Source organism: Burkholderia sp. HAN2018 (assembly GCF_024704855.1).
Lineage (GTDB): Bacteria > Pseudomonadota > Gammaproteobacteria > Burkholderiales > Burkholderiaceae > Burkholderia > Burkholderia cepacia.
Window position 1 is genome coordinate 93,728 of record NZ_QOBB01000002.1, and the last position, 14,192, is coordinate 107,919.

General features: G+C 59.1%; 21 protein-coding genes. 8 read left to right on the forward strand and 13 right to left on the reverse strand.

Annotation, left to right across the window (positions count from 1 at the left end):
• Positions 1–33: 33 nt before the first annotated feature.
• Positions 34–1,158 (reverse strand): HEPN-associated N-terminal domain-containing protein, encoded by a 1,125-nt coding sequence (locus DPV74_RS01000; protein WP_119336346.1) that lies wholly within the window; start codon positions 1,156–1,158, stop codon positions 34–36.
• A gap of 395 nt (positions 1,159–1,553) precedes the next feature.
• The gene (locus tag DPV74_RS01005) at positions 1,554–4,196 is read right to left on the reverse strand and encodes a hypothetical protein (protein ID WP_119336347.1); all 2,643 of its coding nucleotides are present in this window, start codon (positions 4,194–4,196) and stop codon (positions 1,554–1,556) included.
• Positions 4,197–5,397: 1,201 nt separating this feature from the next.
• Between DPV74_RS01005 and DPV74_RS01010 the strand changes: the two genes are divergently transcribed.
• The 3 genes from DPV74_RS01010 (at position 5,398) to DPV74_RS01020 (ending at position 6,451) form a co-directional block, all read left to right on the forward strand.
• Positions 5,398–5,583, forward strand: a complete 186-nt coding sequence (locus tag DPV74_RS01010; protein WP_119336348.1) for a hypothetical protein — start codon at positions 5,398–5,400, stop codon at positions 5,581–5,583.
• Positions 5,584–5,850 (forward strand): DUF1488 domain-containing protein, encoded by a 267-nt coding sequence (locus DPV74_RS01015; RefSeq protein ID WP_059684822.1) that lies wholly within the window; start codon positions 5,584–5,586, stop codon positions 5,848–5,850. It begins immediately after the preceding gene.
• Positions 5,851–6,241: 391 nt separating this feature from the next.
• Positions 6,242–6,451: a hypothetical protein gene (locus DPV74_RS01020; RefSeq protein ID WP_226150733.1), complete on the forward strand. Its 210-nt coding sequence runs from the start codon at positions 6,242–6,244 to the stop codon at positions 6,449–6,451.
• Positions 6,452–6,984: 533 nt separating this feature from the next.
• Here the strand turns inward: DPV74_RS01020 and DPV74_RS41940 are convergent.
• From DPV74_RS41940 to DPV74_RS01035, 4 genes are all read right to left on the reverse strand, one after another.
• On the reverse strand, positions 6,985–7,269 hold the full coding sequence (locus DPV74_RS41940) for a hypothetical protein (protein ID WP_119336349.1): 285 nt from the start codon (positions 7,267–7,269) through the stop codon (positions 6,985–6,987).
• A gap of 77 nt (positions 7,270–7,346) precedes the next feature.
• Complete coding sequence (locus tag DPV74_RS01025) at positions 7,347–7,634, reverse strand: hypothetical protein (protein WP_027790089.1); 288 nt, start codon at positions 7,632–7,634, stop codon at positions 7,347–7,349.
• Between the two features lie 48 nt (positions 7,635–7,682).
• Positions 7,683–7,955: a hypothetical protein gene (locus DPV74_RS01030; RefSeq protein ID WP_027790088.1), complete on the reverse strand. Its 273-nt coding sequence runs from the start codon at positions 7,953–7,955 to the stop codon at positions 7,683–7,685.
• Positions 7,956–8,019: 64 nt separating this feature from the next.
• Positions 8,020–8,217, reverse strand: a complete 198-nt coding sequence (locus DPV74_RS01035; protein WP_027790087.1) for a hypothetical protein — start codon at positions 8,215–8,217, stop codon at positions 8,020–8,022.
• A gap of 538 nt (positions 8,218–8,755) precedes the next feature.
• On the opposite strand from DPV74_RS01035, the gene DPV74_RS01040 reads away from it, so the two are divergent.
• Positions 8,756–9,073: a hypothetical protein gene (locus DPV74_RS01040; RefSeq protein ID WP_060083184.1), complete on the forward strand. Its 318-nt coding sequence runs from the start codon at positions 8,756–8,758 to the stop codon at positions 9,071–9,073.
• A gap of 147 nt (positions 9,074–9,220) precedes the next feature.
• On the forward strand, positions 9,221–9,481 hold the full coding sequence (locus tag DPV74_RS01045) for a hypothetical protein (RefSeq protein WP_060175077.1): 261 nt from the start codon (positions 9,221–9,223) through the stop codon (positions 9,479–9,481).
• A gap of 271 nt (positions 9,482–9,752) precedes the next feature.
• Here DPV74_RS01045 and DPV74_RS01050 read toward each other — a convergent pair whose 3' ends face one another.
• Together DPV74_RS01050 and DPV74_RS01055 are read right to left on the reverse strand one after the other, a co-directional pair.
• Positions 9,753–9,992 (reverse strand): hypothetical protein, encoded by a 240-nt coding sequence (locus DPV74_RS01050; protein ID WP_059699232.1) that lies wholly within the window; start codon positions 9,990–9,992, stop codon positions 9,753–9,755.
• A gap of 68 nt (positions 9,993–10,060) precedes the next feature.
• Positions 10,061–10,300, reverse strand: coding sequence for a hypothetical protein (locus DPV74_RS01055; RefSeq protein WP_119336351.1), 240 nt, complete (start codon positions 10,298–10,300; stop codon positions 10,061–10,063).
• A 723-nt stretch (positions 10,301–11,023) separates the two neighbouring features.
• On the opposite strand from DPV74_RS01055, the gene DPV74_RS01060 reads away from it, so the two are divergent.
• Positions 11,024–11,227, forward strand: a complete 204-nt coding sequence (locus tag DPV74_RS01060) for a cold-shock protein (RefSeq protein ID WP_011548695.1) — start codon at positions 11,024–11,026, stop codon at positions 11,225–11,227.
• Between the two features lie 230 nt (positions 11,228–11,457).
• Here DPV74_RS01060 and DPV74_RS01065 read toward each other — a convergent pair whose 3' ends face one another.
• Positions 11,458–11,592 (reverse strand): hypothetical protein, encoded by a 135-nt coding sequence (locus tag DPV74_RS01065; RefSeq protein WP_257942887.1) that lies wholly within the window; start codon positions 11,590–11,592, stop codon positions 11,458–11,460.
• Positions 11,593–11,758: 166 nt separating this feature from the next.
• Between DPV74_RS01065 and infA the strand changes: the two genes are divergently transcribed.
• Together infA and DPV74_RS01075 are read left to right on the forward strand one after the other, a co-directional pair.
• On the forward strand, positions 11,759–12,025 hold the full coding sequence (gene infA / locus DPV74_RS01070; RefSeq protein WP_027790083.1) for a translation initiation factor IF-1: 267 nt from the start codon (positions 11,759–11,761) through the stop codon (positions 12,023–12,025).
• A gap of 73 nt (positions 12,026–12,098) precedes the next feature.
• Complete coding sequence (locus tag DPV74_RS01075; protein WP_059699281.1) at positions 12,099–12,383, forward strand: hypothetical protein; 285 nt, start codon at positions 12,099–12,101, stop codon at positions 12,381–12,383.
• A gap of 222 nt (positions 12,384–12,605) precedes the next feature.
• Here DPV74_RS01075 and DPV74_RS01080 read toward each other — a convergent pair whose 3' ends face one another.
• From DPV74_RS01080 to DPV74_RS01090, 4 genes are all read right to left on the reverse strand, one after another.
• Positions 12,606–12,890 (reverse strand): hypothetical protein, encoded by a 285-nt coding sequence (locus DPV74_RS01080; RefSeq protein WP_240439897.1) that lies wholly within the window; start codon positions 12,888–12,890, stop codon positions 12,606–12,608.
• A gap of 129 nt (positions 12,891–13,019) precedes the next feature.
• On the reverse strand, positions 13,020–13,208 hold the full coding sequence (locus DPV74_RS01085; RefSeq protein ID WP_034195989.1) for a hypothetical protein: 189 nt from the start codon (positions 13,206–13,208) through the stop codon (positions 13,020–13,022).
• Positions 13,209–13,627: 419 nt separating this feature from the next.
• Complete coding sequence (locus DPV74_RS42070) at positions 13,628–13,846, reverse strand: PAAR domain-containing protein (protein WP_374708949.1); 219 nt, start codon at positions 13,844–13,846, stop codon at positions 13,628–13,630.
• A partial coding sequence (locus DPV74_RS01090) for an integrase core domain-containing protein (RefSeq protein WP_162922917.1) occupies positions 13,846–14,192 on the reverse strand: 347 nt, incomplete at its 5' end. The genes DPV74_RS01090 and DPV74_RS42070, both read right to left, overlap by 1 nt.

Genomic DNA, 14,192 nt, shown 5'->3' on the forward strand with positions numbered 1-14,192 from the left:
CTCGTTGTCCAGTGCTATTGGTAGGATGCGGCCCTAGGCAGAAGTGACCCACGTCGACTTGTCGAACGTAAATGCGAGTGGACGTCTGGGGCCCCATTCGCGTTCCGCAAGCCCTAGATCGATCGTTCCTAGGAAAAGTGCGAGGTTCCAACCACCGCGATGGACGGAGCTCCTGTATGCAATTCCGTCCAGCGCTCCGGCTTTAAACAAATGGTCACGCATGAACTCAGTAACAACCTGTGAGGGCAGGTAGTCAATATGAACCTGCTCGTCCCGCGCGACCGGCTTCATGATGTCGTCGGCAAATTCATGCAGGAATTTGAGCGTCAGGGCTGGTGCGCGTGCGGAATCGGAAAACACGCCAGGCACAGGTGGTAGGCAGCGAAGATCTAGAATCCGTATCGAGCGCGCCGTGCGCCAGCGCCCTACCTTTGCTTGTTCCGTGCGAGTTTCCTTTAGAGCTGTCGCCTGCGACGATGCGAGATATAGCATTGGGATACCGGCAGGATTCATGCGATTGCTTTGACGAGCGAGGTGGGCTGGAGGTGGGCCAAAATTCGATGCCCCGACGCGCTGCCCCTTCTGAAGATCTGGCCGAGCACGCCAAAATCCCAATCCGGGAGGAATCTCTGTTATCAAACCGAGGTCTTCACTCGCATGAGCGATGCTACTCAACAGTGATGCCGGAGTGAACGAGTCTTGGTCGTCCCTACCGCTGGCGTGAAAAAAGAACCTCCGTTCGTGCTTTACTGTCGAGCAGAACGATTCCCAACTGCTCCACAACGCATGGTCAAGGTCAAGCGCGCCGACATCGAAGTCGCACCAAGGCTCATCAGTCATGGCGCCCGCAATAGCAGAGTTCAGCCTTCCGCTATAGTCTCGAGGAAAATCCAACCCGACCTTGGCGAGCATGTCCCACGAATCCCAGTGCTCCCCTAAATATCCCCCTTCCGCTGAACAATACCCAAGTTGATCAACCGCTCTACCGTAGTAACGCCTAAGGCATTCTTCGATGCGATTCACAATTTTGTGGAACTCCGCTGTTGGGGAGTCAAACTTGTTGCAGACGCAGCAGCCACGGGGGCCATCTTGGTTCCGAACCCAAGCACGCAAGTCATGATCGGAGAAGCAAGAGGAGCAAACGCGATCCAGGCTCATGGGTAGATTGATAAATGCAGAATGACTGATCGGAATTGGGGGGGGCAGTACGCCGCCATCGTATCTCACGATGCCACGAGTACCTAGCTGTCCTTGCGCGCGTGAACAACTAGTTGAAGAGGAGTCCGCATACGATTGCTTGTGCGGGAGCTTATCCGGCTCGTTCCTCCGCAGATGGGGCACGGGCGGTGCTACCTAGCTCATGCCCCTAAGATCGCGCTGCTGTCCGATTCAGCATATACAGTTTGTCTCGGCCAAACCTGAGCGGTCCGGGCGTTGCGTCCATCCGGTCAGCAGTTGCCATGATCCCCATCAAGTACTCACGGGTGTCCAAGACTCTCGGCAAAATCAGTCAAGGGCCTAAGCGAGACCACGGACGGTTTCGCATCCAGTACTTAAAGCATCTGCAGCAACGCGGGTGCGTGCTGTCGGGCATCAGGAAGACGCGCGAGCACCCATTGACGGCGCGTTTGAGGCGCGAGGATGTCCGGTTGGCGTTGCAGCCGCGCAATGGCGATAGCGATCGAGTCGGGCGGGCTGGTTAGCAAAAGGTTCTGCATGCCCGAGCGACAAAGCTGACTTTTGGCACCAAGCAGATGCCTCGGATCGGATGGGCGCCACTCCCACAGTAACTGCGCGGCATGGGGGCCGAGCTTATCGTGATCGAGCAGCGACTCCAGATCCGCGGCGATGTCAGGACCGAATCGCAGTAGAAATCCTGGCGCTTCCCAGTCCGCCAATATGAATCGGCTGTCGTGCATGACGAGTCGGATAAGTGCGCGTTTAAACCGCGCCGAGAGAGCATCGGGCTGTAGGCACAGAAAACGTATGTCTTCTTCACTCAGCCGGCTCAGTTCGGCATCGGCATCGTCTTCGAGGCGGGCCATCACACGATCGAGTAGTGCCGGCTGTTTCGAATCAGCACGCTTTGATCGGGGAGATTTGCCCATGAACCGATTCCAGGGCACCCCAGTGCGAGACTCTAATTCGAGGCATCGGATGAGGGATGGCCACCATGTTTGCGCCATCGTTCGCTCCGAAGTCGTGCCCCATGAATCGACGAGATCGCACAGTGCCGATTCGGCCGCAGGTATGCCGAGGATGCCGTACCACCAACTGACATCCACTGGCCACTTGCCCGCTGCCGCGTGTGCGAGCAACGCGATCTGAAACACGGAAGGCATATTGTCGTATTGCGGTGGCGTTGTCTGATTTTTCATCCACCGCGCAACAACCGACAGAAAGGCTCGCAGCGGTGTCGCGAGATTGCCCCAGCGTTCGGTCGTACTGCCTTGCTCGTAACGTTCGGGCATGGTCAGGCGCTCGTCCATGCGGTCGGGCTGCTCTGTAAGCCAGCCTGGGAAGAACCAGCTATGTTCCCAACCTGCCACCGGCGGGGCAGCAAGACTCCAGGCCCAGCACACTGCGATCCATTCGAGTTGTACATCGTGGGTCGCAAGCGAGCGCGAAATTGGCAGCGCGAGGCCGCGGTCACAGTGGGCTTGCCTAAGCGCAAGGTCTGCCAGAGCGAATTGGCTTTCGTGGACGGGGTCCGCGCGGATCAGGCGCCGACCGATCGCAACAAACAAAGCCTCGATCGCGCCGCGCGCCTCGACCATGTCCGAATCACGGTCAAGTTGTGCTGGGAGCCGGTCGAGCACGTCGATCTCTACAGCGTCGAGCGCTGCATCCAGCAGGAGCCGGCGCTGAGCATCAAAACAGGCTGGCGCCCACGAAGCAGTCTGGCCCTCGCGCAAAACACTGTCGAGATGTTCTCGGAGCAACAATCGTGTTGCGATCGGATTTGCGAAGTCAAACCCGTTCCCGATTCGCACGATGATCTTCTTGTCCGTCAGTGACTCTAAATCGTGCTGCCGGTCGCTCAAAGCATGCCACTCGCTTTCATCGATGCCACCGAGCCACGGCAGGTCCCAGCGTTTCCAGCGTGCAGAGATCAATTGTCGAAGCAATTTCAATTGCGTCTTGTCACGACCGAACAGCAACTGCAGCAGATCCGAAGCTCGCCTCTTACTGGACAGAGCCTCATCTAGTGGTTGTTGAGCATAGCCATCGATCGCATGACACAGAACCAGTATCTCGTAGACATTGGAGAACCATTGCGCGTCACGGTCGAATTTATCTAGTAGCGTACGTGCCAGATCATAGTTGAACGCTGTGCCGACCTCGTGCTCATTGAAATGCCGCTCGAGCCATTGAAGCATCAACGCACGCCAGTCGCGCTTCAACTTCCAGATCCACTTTTCGACTGGTAGGGGAGCAGCTTGATACCCGGATGCCGACGGACTCACGGAGTCGAAGACGTTGCAGCGTTCTTGCGCGCTGGCATTGATGTCAGGAGATGGCACGGAAAGCGGCGATACGATCAGTCGCGGTGACCCAGAGCGGTGCATTCCGACGAGCTGCAAGACGTCATCGTAAGAAGCCGACTCGCACACGAGTATGAGGGGCGACGTGTCCAGTAGCCGGTCCAGATGGGTGCCGATCGCGTTTCCGAGGCTGGGTGTGGCGAGCAGTTCTCGACGGCCAATGGCGGCGAGCCGGCGCGTGAGCATCTCATATTCGACGGCGTCTTCGACCTGTAGCCACTGGATCTTCTCGGGCGCAAACCCAGCGCTCTCGAACCAGAATTGCAGCGCGGGCCTGTCGCGATATCGGTCGTGGTTCGAATGCGGGCCGGGCTGCGCCAGCGTCGGTTCGCCGATTTGCCACGTTTCGTGGCGGCGGAAATCGAGTGGCGGCACCTCTGGGAATGCCGGAAAGCTGAAGATATAACGACTCGCGGCTCTTCGGGTCTTGAGTTCGCTCGCTTCCATTCTGAGCACCTCGAGTAGACGGTCCAGGCAAGCTTTCCGCTTTTCCCACCAGACGTTTTCACCCTTGTCGAGCGCGCCGATTCGCGCGCTGAGGCTGCGCGGCGTCATGCTAGCGAATTCGCGACGCGACTTCACAAGTTCGGCTGCGAAGGCGTCGATGGAGCGGAACTTTCTTTTTATGCGTATTGCGATCGGCTTGTCCATTTGATGGTCTCCGCGGCCATTGAGTGATTGTCGCCGGCAATGGTATTCGCGGCCGTTGCGCACTGACAAGTGCACATAATTTTGCACTAGTGCGAATTGTGTGCACGGGCTTTGCAAACGTGCAGACTGAGGGGCAATAATCCGCTTGCGTTCTGGCCGGTCCCGGTCCGCGCACTTTCCCAAACCCAACGACCTGCCAGAGGCTGGTCAAATTGCAAAGGAGATCACCATGTGGGGAGAATTGCTGAAGGCAGTCGTCGTGACCGTCGTAACCGTGGTTGCGGAGAAGATCGTCGAGGCTGTCAAGGAGAGTTGATCCAAGTCTGGTCGGACGTAACGCACCGGCGATGCACCGGTGCGTTACGTCGCCAGATACGTCGTCATGTCGGTCAACAACCGCTCGTCGGCTGTTTCGCTCCCGACGTAAAGCTTGCTGTTCGTCAGGCCAGCGCTTTGCCTCGGGCTTCATTCGAACTCGCGGTCGCCTGCGAGGCGTCATGCCGAGACGATCGACGCCGCGCTCTTCGAGTCCCTCAAAGACGCCGGGAACTGGTCGAAACCACGGGGCAGCGTTGAGTTGCAGGCTAGATCAGGATCCATGGCAGATTGCTCGATGCACACTATTTGCAAATTTATGGCACAACCAGTTCGACGCCGCCGGGTGCTGAGACGTACATTCACGACACTGCTTGTCGCCAAGCTCCTTTGAGACGCCCAGGCAAGGCCGTGACATTCCCAAAGACGACTTTTCTGAGAATTTCGGTGGCCAAGGACATCTTTTCTGAGACGAGAAGCATGCGGCATTCTCAGAAAAGATGTCCAAGTCCTTGATCTGTCTAGGGGGGCCAAAGACACCTTTTCTGAGAGCCCACAAGCGCTTGCATGGCCGTGGTATAGCGCGCATTCTCGTGACGTTCGATGTGCGTGACCGATGGTTTTGCTCCGACTCCTTACGCTTCCCCCTGTCCGCACAGCTAAGCAGAAGGCTCACCACGACGATCCTGCGCACGAACGTCGAAGCTGCGAACTTCGCGCGTCAACCGAGCCTCCCTCCGAGGTTTGATCCGCCAGTTCCGTGCGCGAGAGATGCCGTCGGCGGCAAGCCTGCGGGTTGTCGTCCGGTCCTCGTATAGGGCGGCCGACGATGAAATTCAGTCACCGCGACGGTCCTGAAATTTGAAATTCTCTTTTGGGAACCGGCATGCCTAAGCAAACCGCACTGAAGCCAACCACGCCCGCCAGCCACAGCGATTACGTTGACGTGAAAAAGGCGCGTGCCTTGGCACTGAAGCGCGCGGACAGCGAGCGTGCCGAGAAGCGGCGCGAAAATGACGCCCGCATCGATGTCAACGCGAGCAAGTGGCGTTATATCTGTCAGGAGAGTTAGATGGCGAATAGCACCGTGACGCTCAACTTTCCGAACCCCAGTCGCTCCTACGACGCTTCCAGACACTGTGTGTGTTTCTGGGGCTACGACAATTCTCGCGAGATTACCTTTCTGGTCGACGATGCGATGCTGGCGAAACTGAACTCCGACATGGATTCTGGCGAGCCCGCCTTGCTTGCGGCCTTCGACCGCAATCGCGACCGGATTCTGGGACTCGCCCGAGACCTTTACAAGGGAGGACCTCAGAACCGGTACACGATCTCGTGAGGTCGGCCCCCGTTTGCACGCGTACCCTACGTGCGTCTTCTTTCTGACCTGCACTCGCCGCGTGTGCGGGTATTCCGGGGCTGAGGGGGCATGGATCGGTCGAAGGATGCGCTGCTTGATTATCACGAACGCAACAAGCACCGTCTCGACTTCTACGCTCCTGCCGGACCCGCATCCATGCCATCCCGCCCGTACGGCAGCGTACCGACTTCAGACGCCCGCACGCGCAAGCTGACACATGACGCACGGACTGCAGATCGGCCGCAGACTTCATCGAGATGTAAACGCTGCGATCGAAGTGGGCCGTCGCGATCCGTATCGCTTGCGCAGTTTTATCTCGACTCGGGCGGCGCGAGCCAATCAATGACGAAACCGGGGTTGTGGAGGGAGCATGTTGATGAACGATTGCCCGAAATGGGAAAAAAACGCGAAGGACGAGCAGCAAGAACAGGCGGAGGCACGCGCGACCGACGATGGCATGCCCGTGGTTCACCCGGAGCGGCAGAGAAGCCGTGCCCATTCGTGGAAAGCCGTTACACCCAGGCAGCGTATTTCCGATGCAAGGAAGCGTCTGGGCATGGGTTTTCTGCCGAACCTGTAGCATATGTGTAGCAAAACTCCCCGCTCTCAAACAGAACGTGGAGCCGCCCCAGCAAGGCGGAACTCGAAGCCGGCCAAGCGCCGGCTTTTTACTTTGGCGTGTCGCTCGTGACGACAAACGGCGCATGCATCACTGTCCCGCATCGGTGAAGCGACGCAACCCGGGCAGATGAATTCGCCGAGTCGCGTTCGGCAGCTACGCCAACACAGGTTCGTGGCAGGAGGATCGCAACGCTGGGTGGCCAATTCCTTCCGTACACTCGGCCACCAACGCTTCGCGGCTCATATGGCGCGATTTCGCCACTGCATCGATCTTTTCGGCGAGCTGCTTGGGGAGGCATGGCAAGACCAGCACCGAAGACGTCGGCCGGGCGATATCAATGAACCTCCAGATGCAAAATTGGTGCCGCTACGCGGAGCAAAGCGATGTCACCGCCATCGACGATTTTTCGGACTGGATGCCTTCGCAAACACACCTCGTTTCGAATAGGCTGCTGAGCGCGCCGTCTGCAAGGAATGCGCACGTTGGTGCAGTCAGAGAGTGGCCAGTATCCGGAGTTGATGTTCGCTTTCGGCCCCGCGAACCAGTGCGTAGGCCCGCATCTCCATGCGCTCAAGGAGCGGAATGGATTCCGAGCCGGAAAAGTCGCTCCATACGTCGTCCGCGATCGAGGTCGGCGCGCCGCGGGCTCTCGCGAACGCTCGCAGGAGAGGGCTTGCCGCGCGGCGCAGCACGAGGCGGTCAGCGTTCAGAACATACGGTGGGCAGTCAGTCCGTAAAACGAGGTAGTACGGAATCGCATTGCGATCACTTTGCATGGTGGCGATACCGGTGAGGAAGAATGCGTGCGTTCAGCTTCTCGTGTCGTCGTGGCCGACCGCTGCGTTTGACCGAACTACATGTCGATGACCGAAGCTCCACTCACCTTTCCGTCGATGATGTCCTTTCCCTGCTGCCGGGCGGCACGCCTTGCCATACCAAAGTCGGAGTATGTATGCGGTTGGCCCAGCCTGAAAATACGGCTCGCTGCGGAGGTTGCTATCGCGCCCGGGCGGCATATCCGTACCGCGATGTCATACCCTTCGGCGTAACGGGAATGCCCGTCAAAGCGACTGAATGTACGGGCGAAGACGAGGGGATGAAGTTCGTACCCCTTGTAGAGAAGAAGCAGGTGTGTCGACATGATGGCCACTCCGCAGGGGGCGACTTGCTATACGCTCGAACGAGCTTTTCATTTCCGCCGCCGCAGCCGGCTTAGCAGGTCAAGCGCCACCGTGTCAGCGTCGTTGTTGATCATTTCCGCTCGCAACAGCAGACCGCCAACACGGACGGCTGCATCCCAACTGTCTTCCGTCATTGCCTGATGGTTGCGTGCAAGTTGCTCGGCAAGAGCCTGGAGCGCCGCCATCCTTGCCGATTCGCCGGAAGTCCGGCGCTCCTCCCTCCCGGCAATGAGCCGGAACAGGCCCAGGACCGACTCGGCGGTAACGGAGGGGATAGTCATTCGAACTTTATACGCCCTTTCGGTCCGCTCCGCCCAATATATTCGCGCTGGTCCCCGAGCCTGCCTAGTACCGCCTCGCATACCCCTCGCGATACAGCGAGGCGCCGATCGACGTCAGAACTGCGATCTCCTCCTCACTCAATCGACTCCATGCCTCCGCCAACCAGCCGGCGAATCCGGCACAAGCATGATCCAGATCGGCGGCCGCCTTTCCCTCTGCGTTCCTCCGCTCGAAAATCATCATCACGTCATGTGGCGTCATAGTCGGCTCCTCGTGAGCTTCCAGCATAGGCGATCGGTGGCGTCTGCCCTTACTCCTTCGCACGCTCGATGTTCGCTCTCCGGCGTGCCCGCAACCACAAGCCGAAGCCGGCCGGTAGCGGTTCGACCTGGTGTCCTGTTCCGTTGACGTAAACATGCTGCGCACATATGGATCGGTTAAGGCCTGCGTGCGCCATGTCATCGCCCGCATCGCCGATGCATCCCGTGAACCGCGTCGGTCAGTTGCAGCCATGGGCCGTCGCTGGTCAGCTTCGCTTCAATATCGTCTGAATGCGTGTTCATATCAATTCGTATTCCTTCATGATCGGTCGGTCATGGACGGACGGAATGTCATTTGACTGAGGTGGATTCAACCGATCAAATGTCATGGCGACGTAGGCAGCCAACGACAGCCGATGGCCGGCTGTTGCCTGCCGCGGCGACGCACGGCATTTGATTCGACGAATGAGCGCTTCGGCCACGACTCTCATGGTCGCAATGGGACTACACTGAAGACGCTATAGCAGTAGGAGACAGCGATGACAGACTCCGACCCCCAAAGCACCTTCCGGGGCCTGCCGCTAACCGCGGAGCAGGACGCGGAAGTGAAACACTACATAAAGGTCCGAACCCGGCGTGGCCTGCCATGGGACACGCCGGAGCTGAGCGCGATGCTCAAGGACATGCTGCTACCCCCGGGTGACGGCAACAGCGATGTCGACTCCGCGGAGGACGAAACCAAAGCGGCCGCCGAGCGCGCAACGGCTTCGGTCGACGAAGCGATGGACCCTATCGAGGCGAGCGAGGAGTGGAATGCGGCCATGGAGTCGGAAAGCATGAAAGGACCCAGACGATAAAACTGCAGGTGATGACGCCTGTTTCCCGGTAGCGCCGTATGTGGGGGATCGTGAGGTATTCCACATGAGTTCGGTATGCATGATTTCAACGCTCGAACGCGTGCCGTCGGCCTCGCGACATCTCCGCTGAACACGAGGGGGCCGGATATGCGGCTGATCGAACCGGATGAACACAGAGACTTTCTGGCGACCTTGGAGCGCCGTGGCTTGGCAGAGGGCGATTTCGATCTTCAGGAAACGGATACGACCGACCCGAAGGGTGATGAGAACCTCGGTCTGCAGGGCTATGTCACCATCACCAGGCTCTCGACGCAGATTACGAAGGAATACGTGATCGGCGACGAAAGCGACTGGCTACAGCATTTCAGGAAAGATCTCGAAGCGGGTGCCTTCGACGGGCTGGAATGATATCCCGACGCGACGTGCCGCACTTGGGAGGAAGTTCGGCTCACGAGAGTCGCGGACTTCGAGGATGCGGAACGCATGCGGCCCGATCTGGCGGTGACGAGGCCGTTGGAGGGCGTGCTTGCTGCCTTGGTCTGTGGCCCTCCAAGGATGGCCATCCTCTCGACCGACCTTCGACACCGCGTCAACTTGCTGTGGCAGCAGCATGTATTGCCGTGGGTCTCGATCCCGGCGACGCCCTGATTGCTCGGGCGGCTGGCGTGCCACCCGAATTTCAATTCGTCAACGCTGGGAGATCGTCGGCCAAATGCGCGTCGAGCCATTCGTGCGCCCAGTTTTTCGCAAAGGCAATCGCATCCTCGCGCACGTCGAAGCCAGCCAGATCTCCGCTCAGTTGAACGTCGCACTTACTGCCGTCTGCACGATCGATGCTGATCCGCGCGTGTGCCATGTATTCCCCGTCGGCCCTGCGCGGTGTCGGGTCGATATGGAATCGGGTTGAGTCGAGTTGCATTTTCCTTCCTCCTTCAGTTGCCGCGGGGCCCGCGGCCACCGCGAAGCGTATCGTCGCGACCAGAACAGTCAAAGCTTGAGGCGTGCCATGATCCGGCCTGCTTCCTGGTCCGATTCGCAACTCGCCGTTCCGCCTTTGCGCAACAGCGCGCGGATCGAGAAAAACATCGGAAAGGCATCCTCATCGATTTCATGACGACGATCGAGAATGACGCCATCCATTTCGGCACGAGCGTCATACGGCAGGAACTGTTCGATGACACCGGAACCATCGCGCTGAATCCACTTCAGCAGGTCATTCCTGTTCATATCCAGCCTCCCGACGTTGCCGGCGCGCCATGCGCCAGGTGTGTTTGAGTCTGTGGCGGCGCCGCGGACGCAGAAACAGGATGGACCGAGGAAGGGATCAGGACGCGTTATCCAACACGCTCGTGTCCTGTAGACAGGCATCGATCAGGCGCTTCGCATACGCAGCCGATACGCGGCGCGCTCGTCCGCATTGCGCGGTTTAGATGAGAGGCCCAATCACGTTCGGAGGGAGGCGCCTTGAGTGGCGCGGGAATCGGTAGTGAGTCAGTCAACGACCCCATCCTACGCCCATTGGCGAACTTGTACAGGGAAAGTTCTGCACGAGCCGCCGCATGGCATGCCGCCCCGATCGGGCGCGGGACGAACCGGCTCAGCCGCGCGTGAACAATCGCCGATACGCGGGGAGATGGGGCCACGACGGTATCGTCGAAATTTCAATTAGACATTCGAAGCAAATCGAAGCCGCGGCGCCAAGGGTATACAACCGGGGCGAGCCTCGCCGGCCGCGGCGTGTTCTTGCGCTGCCACCCGAAATGCTCCGACTGAAACAGCTTGACAGGGTGTTGGTCCCCGCGTAGGGTGGGTGTCCGAAGCCTTCAAGAAGCGCGATTGCTGCTCATCACTGACCGCGGAACGCGGTATTCGTTGTCCTCTCCCTCCTTGATCCTTTTTCGTGCTCCCCTATCGGGGCGCATACATTTGTCCAATATCAGGAGAATTTCCATGGATACCGGTACCGTCAAGTGGTTCAACGACAACAAGGGTTTTGGCTTCATCACGCCTGACAGCGGCGGCGATGATCTGTTCGCGCACTTCTCGGAGATTCGCGGCGATGGCTTCAAGACGCTGGCCGAAGGTCAAAAGGTCAGCTACGAGACGAAGAACGGGCCCAAGGGGCTGCAGGCCTCGAACATCGTTCCTCAGTAATCCACATCATTAGTCGATCCTGCGTGCAGGATCGGCCACGCAGTCAACGTCGGGGATCTTTCGCATCCGCGCGCAGGCGCCCACAGTCCTGCTGAGGCTACCGTTTCGCCTCGAGACGTACACCCCAAGGAAGAAAGTGGGGGATGCCGCGCATCCGGTGGCGAACGATCGGACGGCTCATTCATCGTGAGATCGCGATCGACGCATACAGAGGCAACTTTGACCAAGAGTCAATCGCGCAACAAAAGATCACTCGCGAGACCACGGCGCGCCAAGGATTTGCCGGTGCTCGGCACGGCGCTGAACTGGGTGCCACCGAATGCACCCTCTGCGCCCATCAAATCGAGCGGCAAGAAGCGTTCCACCGAGACACGTTAACGCCCGGACGAGGTGCGGCCCGCATGTCGCGTTGGCACGCGCCCCCCACGCATGGGCGTTTTCGATATTTGCACGCAAACCGCTCCCTGTCGGGGACCGGATATCCGCCCGCCGCCGCGATTGCGGCACGTCACATTGATTGGAGAAATTGATTTGGCAAAGGAAGAATTGCTGGAATTGGACGGCGTCGTGGATGAGGTGCTTCCGGACAGCAGGTTTCGCGTCACCCTGGAAAACGGCGCGGTCGTTGCGGCGTACGCATCGGGCCGCATGCGCAAACACCGCATCCGTATTCTCGCCGGCGACCGGGTCAAGCTGGAATTGTCGGTCTATGACCTCACCAAAGGACGTATCAATTTCCGGCACAAAGACGAACGGGCTTCGCCCGGTGTGCCTCGAAACCGATTTGTTCGACGCTAACCACGTAGCGCCGATAGAAGATTGATTGCGCTCGTCTACGCAATTCGTCGCCATCAATCACCAGGAGTTCATCATGAGTATGCGTACCTATCGCGGATTCGAAATATATCCGCTGATTTATCCTCACTTTCACACAGGCTCTGGCCGTGCTCACAACTACGAAGCCGGTTTCGACGCGGCGGTCAAGGTTTGCCTGCGCGGCACTGACGCCACGCTGACCCGGAGCCAGACCTTCAAGCTTGTCGACGGTTCGCCGTTTGCCAGTGCCGGTGACGCACGCCGGGCTTCGCAACGTTACGCAGAAGACATCATCGATCAGAACCGAGGCGAACATGGGATGTTCGACGCAGTTCTTTGACACGGCTCGCTGTTGAACAGCAACGCATCGGAGCGCGCATCAATCGGAGACACGCGTCCCGATCTGAAATTGCGCGAGCCGAAGCCATGCTGCCGGTCAGCGGGAAACTCGCGTCGTAACACCGACATTCCTTTCTGTCCCGTGTTCTCAAGGCAGATCAACGGACGAGCGGCCGCATCGTGCGACTGGCGCGCTACGCGCTGATGGACGTCGCGTTGCCGATCAACGTTGCGTAACGACCAGGCCGCCGACACAGATTCGATCGATGCCTCGCGCCTTTTCATACCCCTGGATTTGCTCTTCGAGCAATCGGCGTGCGAGCGTTCGTGCGGCGTCACGCGCCTCCACGTCCGATGCAAAATCCCCTTCGGTATCGTGTTGCTCAGAGGTGCCGGGATCCTCTCCGATGCGGTGCAAGTGGACGATTCCGCGGTAGCGCCCAGACGTGGTCTGCATTACGCGAAGGCGTGCCACGTGCGTGTGGGTCGTACACACTTCATCATCCATGATGCCTTCCTTGCCAGGACCCCTGGCGAGACAACGACATGGCAGACTTCACCCGCCTGCCTGCATCCGTGTGTTCGGCTCCCGGTAAACTTCGGCAAGGCGGGGTTTATCGCCGCCAGCGCCGAGAGGTCAATGTTTGCGGTGCATCCACCCCAAGTGATGGGAGTCCAGCCACTGAACGACTTCCTTACTTGAATGTTCGCTCTGGTAACGGCGCGCCAACGCGACTGCAACCACCGCGACCACCGCAAGACCAACCACCCAACCAATCATCGACTGAGTCATGACAGCCTCCTTGTGGATGTGGAATGCAGCCATGATTGAATTCTAGGCGTCTTGGGGGAAGGATTCACAAGTTTTGCGCCACGCCGCGCGGACGAATCGGCTCCACATGCACGATCCCTGGGGGAGGTACGCTCGGTCTTCACCTGATCGGTCTTGCCCCATATCCAAGGATCTGGGGCGCAAGCGATTTAGCAGGTCGTACACTGGAAAATGGTCGCGTCAGGCGTCTTGCGACAGGCTGCGTTTGATCAGCCGCCGGGCCGACAGGCGCTATCCGATCGCTTCGACGCGACCGACATCCAGAACGGATCGCTGCTCTCAGGTCGCCCGGGTGATAGGGGCACATGCTCGGTCGAATCCGGGATCTCTGTCGCCATGCGTCAGGTGTCGAGGCGGAAATCCTGTTGACGTACGAGCCGCGGTGAGGCGCTGACCGTCGCGCGGCCCACGCATCAAATGATCATAGAACTGTACTCGTTGCGTGAAGCGCTCGAGACCAAGGCGGCGAGCCTGGCAGCGCAGCATGCGTATATACCGCCCCACTTCGGACAAGACACCATATGGCCGGGTCCGGCGGCAGGTCTGCCACTAAAGTCGGCACCAGAGAAGCCCTCCAGAACAACACCGCCGTGGTCCGTCTGGAGTTGACCCTGTAATACCGGACACAGCATCACACTAAGGTTGCTGAATCCATCGAGCGCCGGAACTCGCGAGGCGAGCGGTATTTCAACGCGCTATGGGGATGCTTCTCGTTGTAATGCTCGAACGCGATGGCCAGGTTGCGTGCAGCAGTCGCTGCGTCCGGCTTCGGCATGAAGGCGACGTAGTCGCGTTTCATCGTCTTCACGAAGCTCTCGGCCATCCCGTTACTTTGCGGGCTGCATACCGGCGTGGTCAATGGCTTCAGGCCGATGGCCACTGCGAACCGACGCGTGTCGTCGGCCGTGTAGCCCGAACCGTTGTCGCTCAGCCACTCGATTTCGGACGGCGTATGCAGCTCGTTGCCAAACCGATTTT

What these genes read in the sequence shown, in the direction of transcription:
- DPV74_RS01000 (WP_119336346.1), bottom strand. Translation starts at nt 1,158, where the DNA reads ATGAGCCTGGATCGCGTTTGCTCCTCTTGCTTCTCCGATCATGACTTG.
- DPV74_RS01005 (WP_119336347.1), bottom strand. Translation starts at nt 4,196, where the DNA reads ATGGACAAGCCGATCGCAATACGCATAAAAAGAAAGTTCCGCTCCATC.
- DPV74_RS01010 (WP_119336348.1), top strand. Translation starts at nt 5,398, where the DNA reads ATGCCTAAGCAAACCGCACTGAAGCCAACCACGCCCGCCAGCCACAGC.
- DPV74_RS01015 (WP_059684822.1), top strand. Translation starts at nt 5,584, where the DNA reads ATGGCGAATAGCACCGTGACGCTCAACTTTCCGAACCCCAGTCGCTCC.
- DPV74_RS01020 (WP_226150733.1), top strand. Translation starts at nt 6,242, where the DNA reads ATGTTGATGAACGATTGCCCGAAATGGGAAAAAAACGCGAAGGACGAG.
- DPV74_RS41940 (WP_119336349.1), bottom strand. Translation starts at nt 7,269, where the DNA reads ATGCAAAGTGATCGCAATGCGATTCCGTACTACCTCGTTTTACGGACT.
- DPV74_RS01025 (WP_027790089.1), bottom strand. Translation starts at nt 7,634, where the DNA reads ATGTCGACACACCTGCTTCTTCTCTACAAGGGGTACGAACTTCATCCC.
- DPV74_RS01030 (WP_027790088.1), bottom strand. Translation starts at nt 7,955, where the DNA reads ATGACTATCCCCTCCGTTACCGCCGAGTCGGTCCTGGGCCTGTTCCGG.
- DPV74_RS01035 (WP_027790087.1), bottom strand. Translation starts at nt 8,217, where the DNA reads ATGACGCCACATGACGTGATGATGATTTTCGAGCGGAGGAACGCAGAG.
- DPV74_RS01040 (WP_060083184.1), top strand. Translation starts at nt 8,756, where the DNA reads ATGACAGACTCCGACCCCCAAAGCACCTTCCGGGGCCTGCCGCTAACC.
- DPV74_RS01045 (WP_060175077.1), top strand. Translation starts at nt 9,221, where the DNA reads ATGCGGCTGATCGAACCGGATGAACACAGAGACTTTCTGGCGACCTTG.
- DPV74_RS01050 (WP_059699232.1), bottom strand. Translation starts at nt 9,992, where the DNA reads ATGCAACTCGACTCAACCCGATTCCATATCGACCCGACACCGCGCAGG.
- DPV74_RS01055 (WP_119336351.1), bottom strand. Translation starts at nt 10,300, where the DNA reads ATGAACAGGAATGACCTGCTGAAGTGGATTCAGCGCGATGGTTCCGGT.
- DPV74_RS01060 (WP_011548695.1), top strand. Translation starts at nt 11,024, where the DNA reads ATGGATACCGGTACCGTCAAGTGGTTCAACGACAACAAGGGTTTTGGC.
- DPV74_RS01075 (WP_059699281.1), top strand. Translation starts at nt 12,099, where the DNA reads ATGAGTATGCGTACCTATCGCGGATTCGAAATATATCCGCTGATTTAT.
- DPV74_RS01080 (WP_240439897.1), bottom strand. Translation starts at nt 12,890, where the DNA reads ATGGATGATGAAGTGTGTACGACCCACACGCACGTGGCACGCCTTCGC.
- DPV74_RS01085 (WP_034195989.1), bottom strand. Translation starts at nt 13,208, where the DNA reads ATGGCTGCATTCCACATCCACAAGGAGGCTGTCATGACTCAGTCGATG.
- DPV74_RS42070 (WP_374708949.1), bottom strand. Translation starts at nt 13,846, where the DNA reads ATGCTGTGTCCGGTATTACAGGGTCAACTCCAGACGGACCACGGCGGT.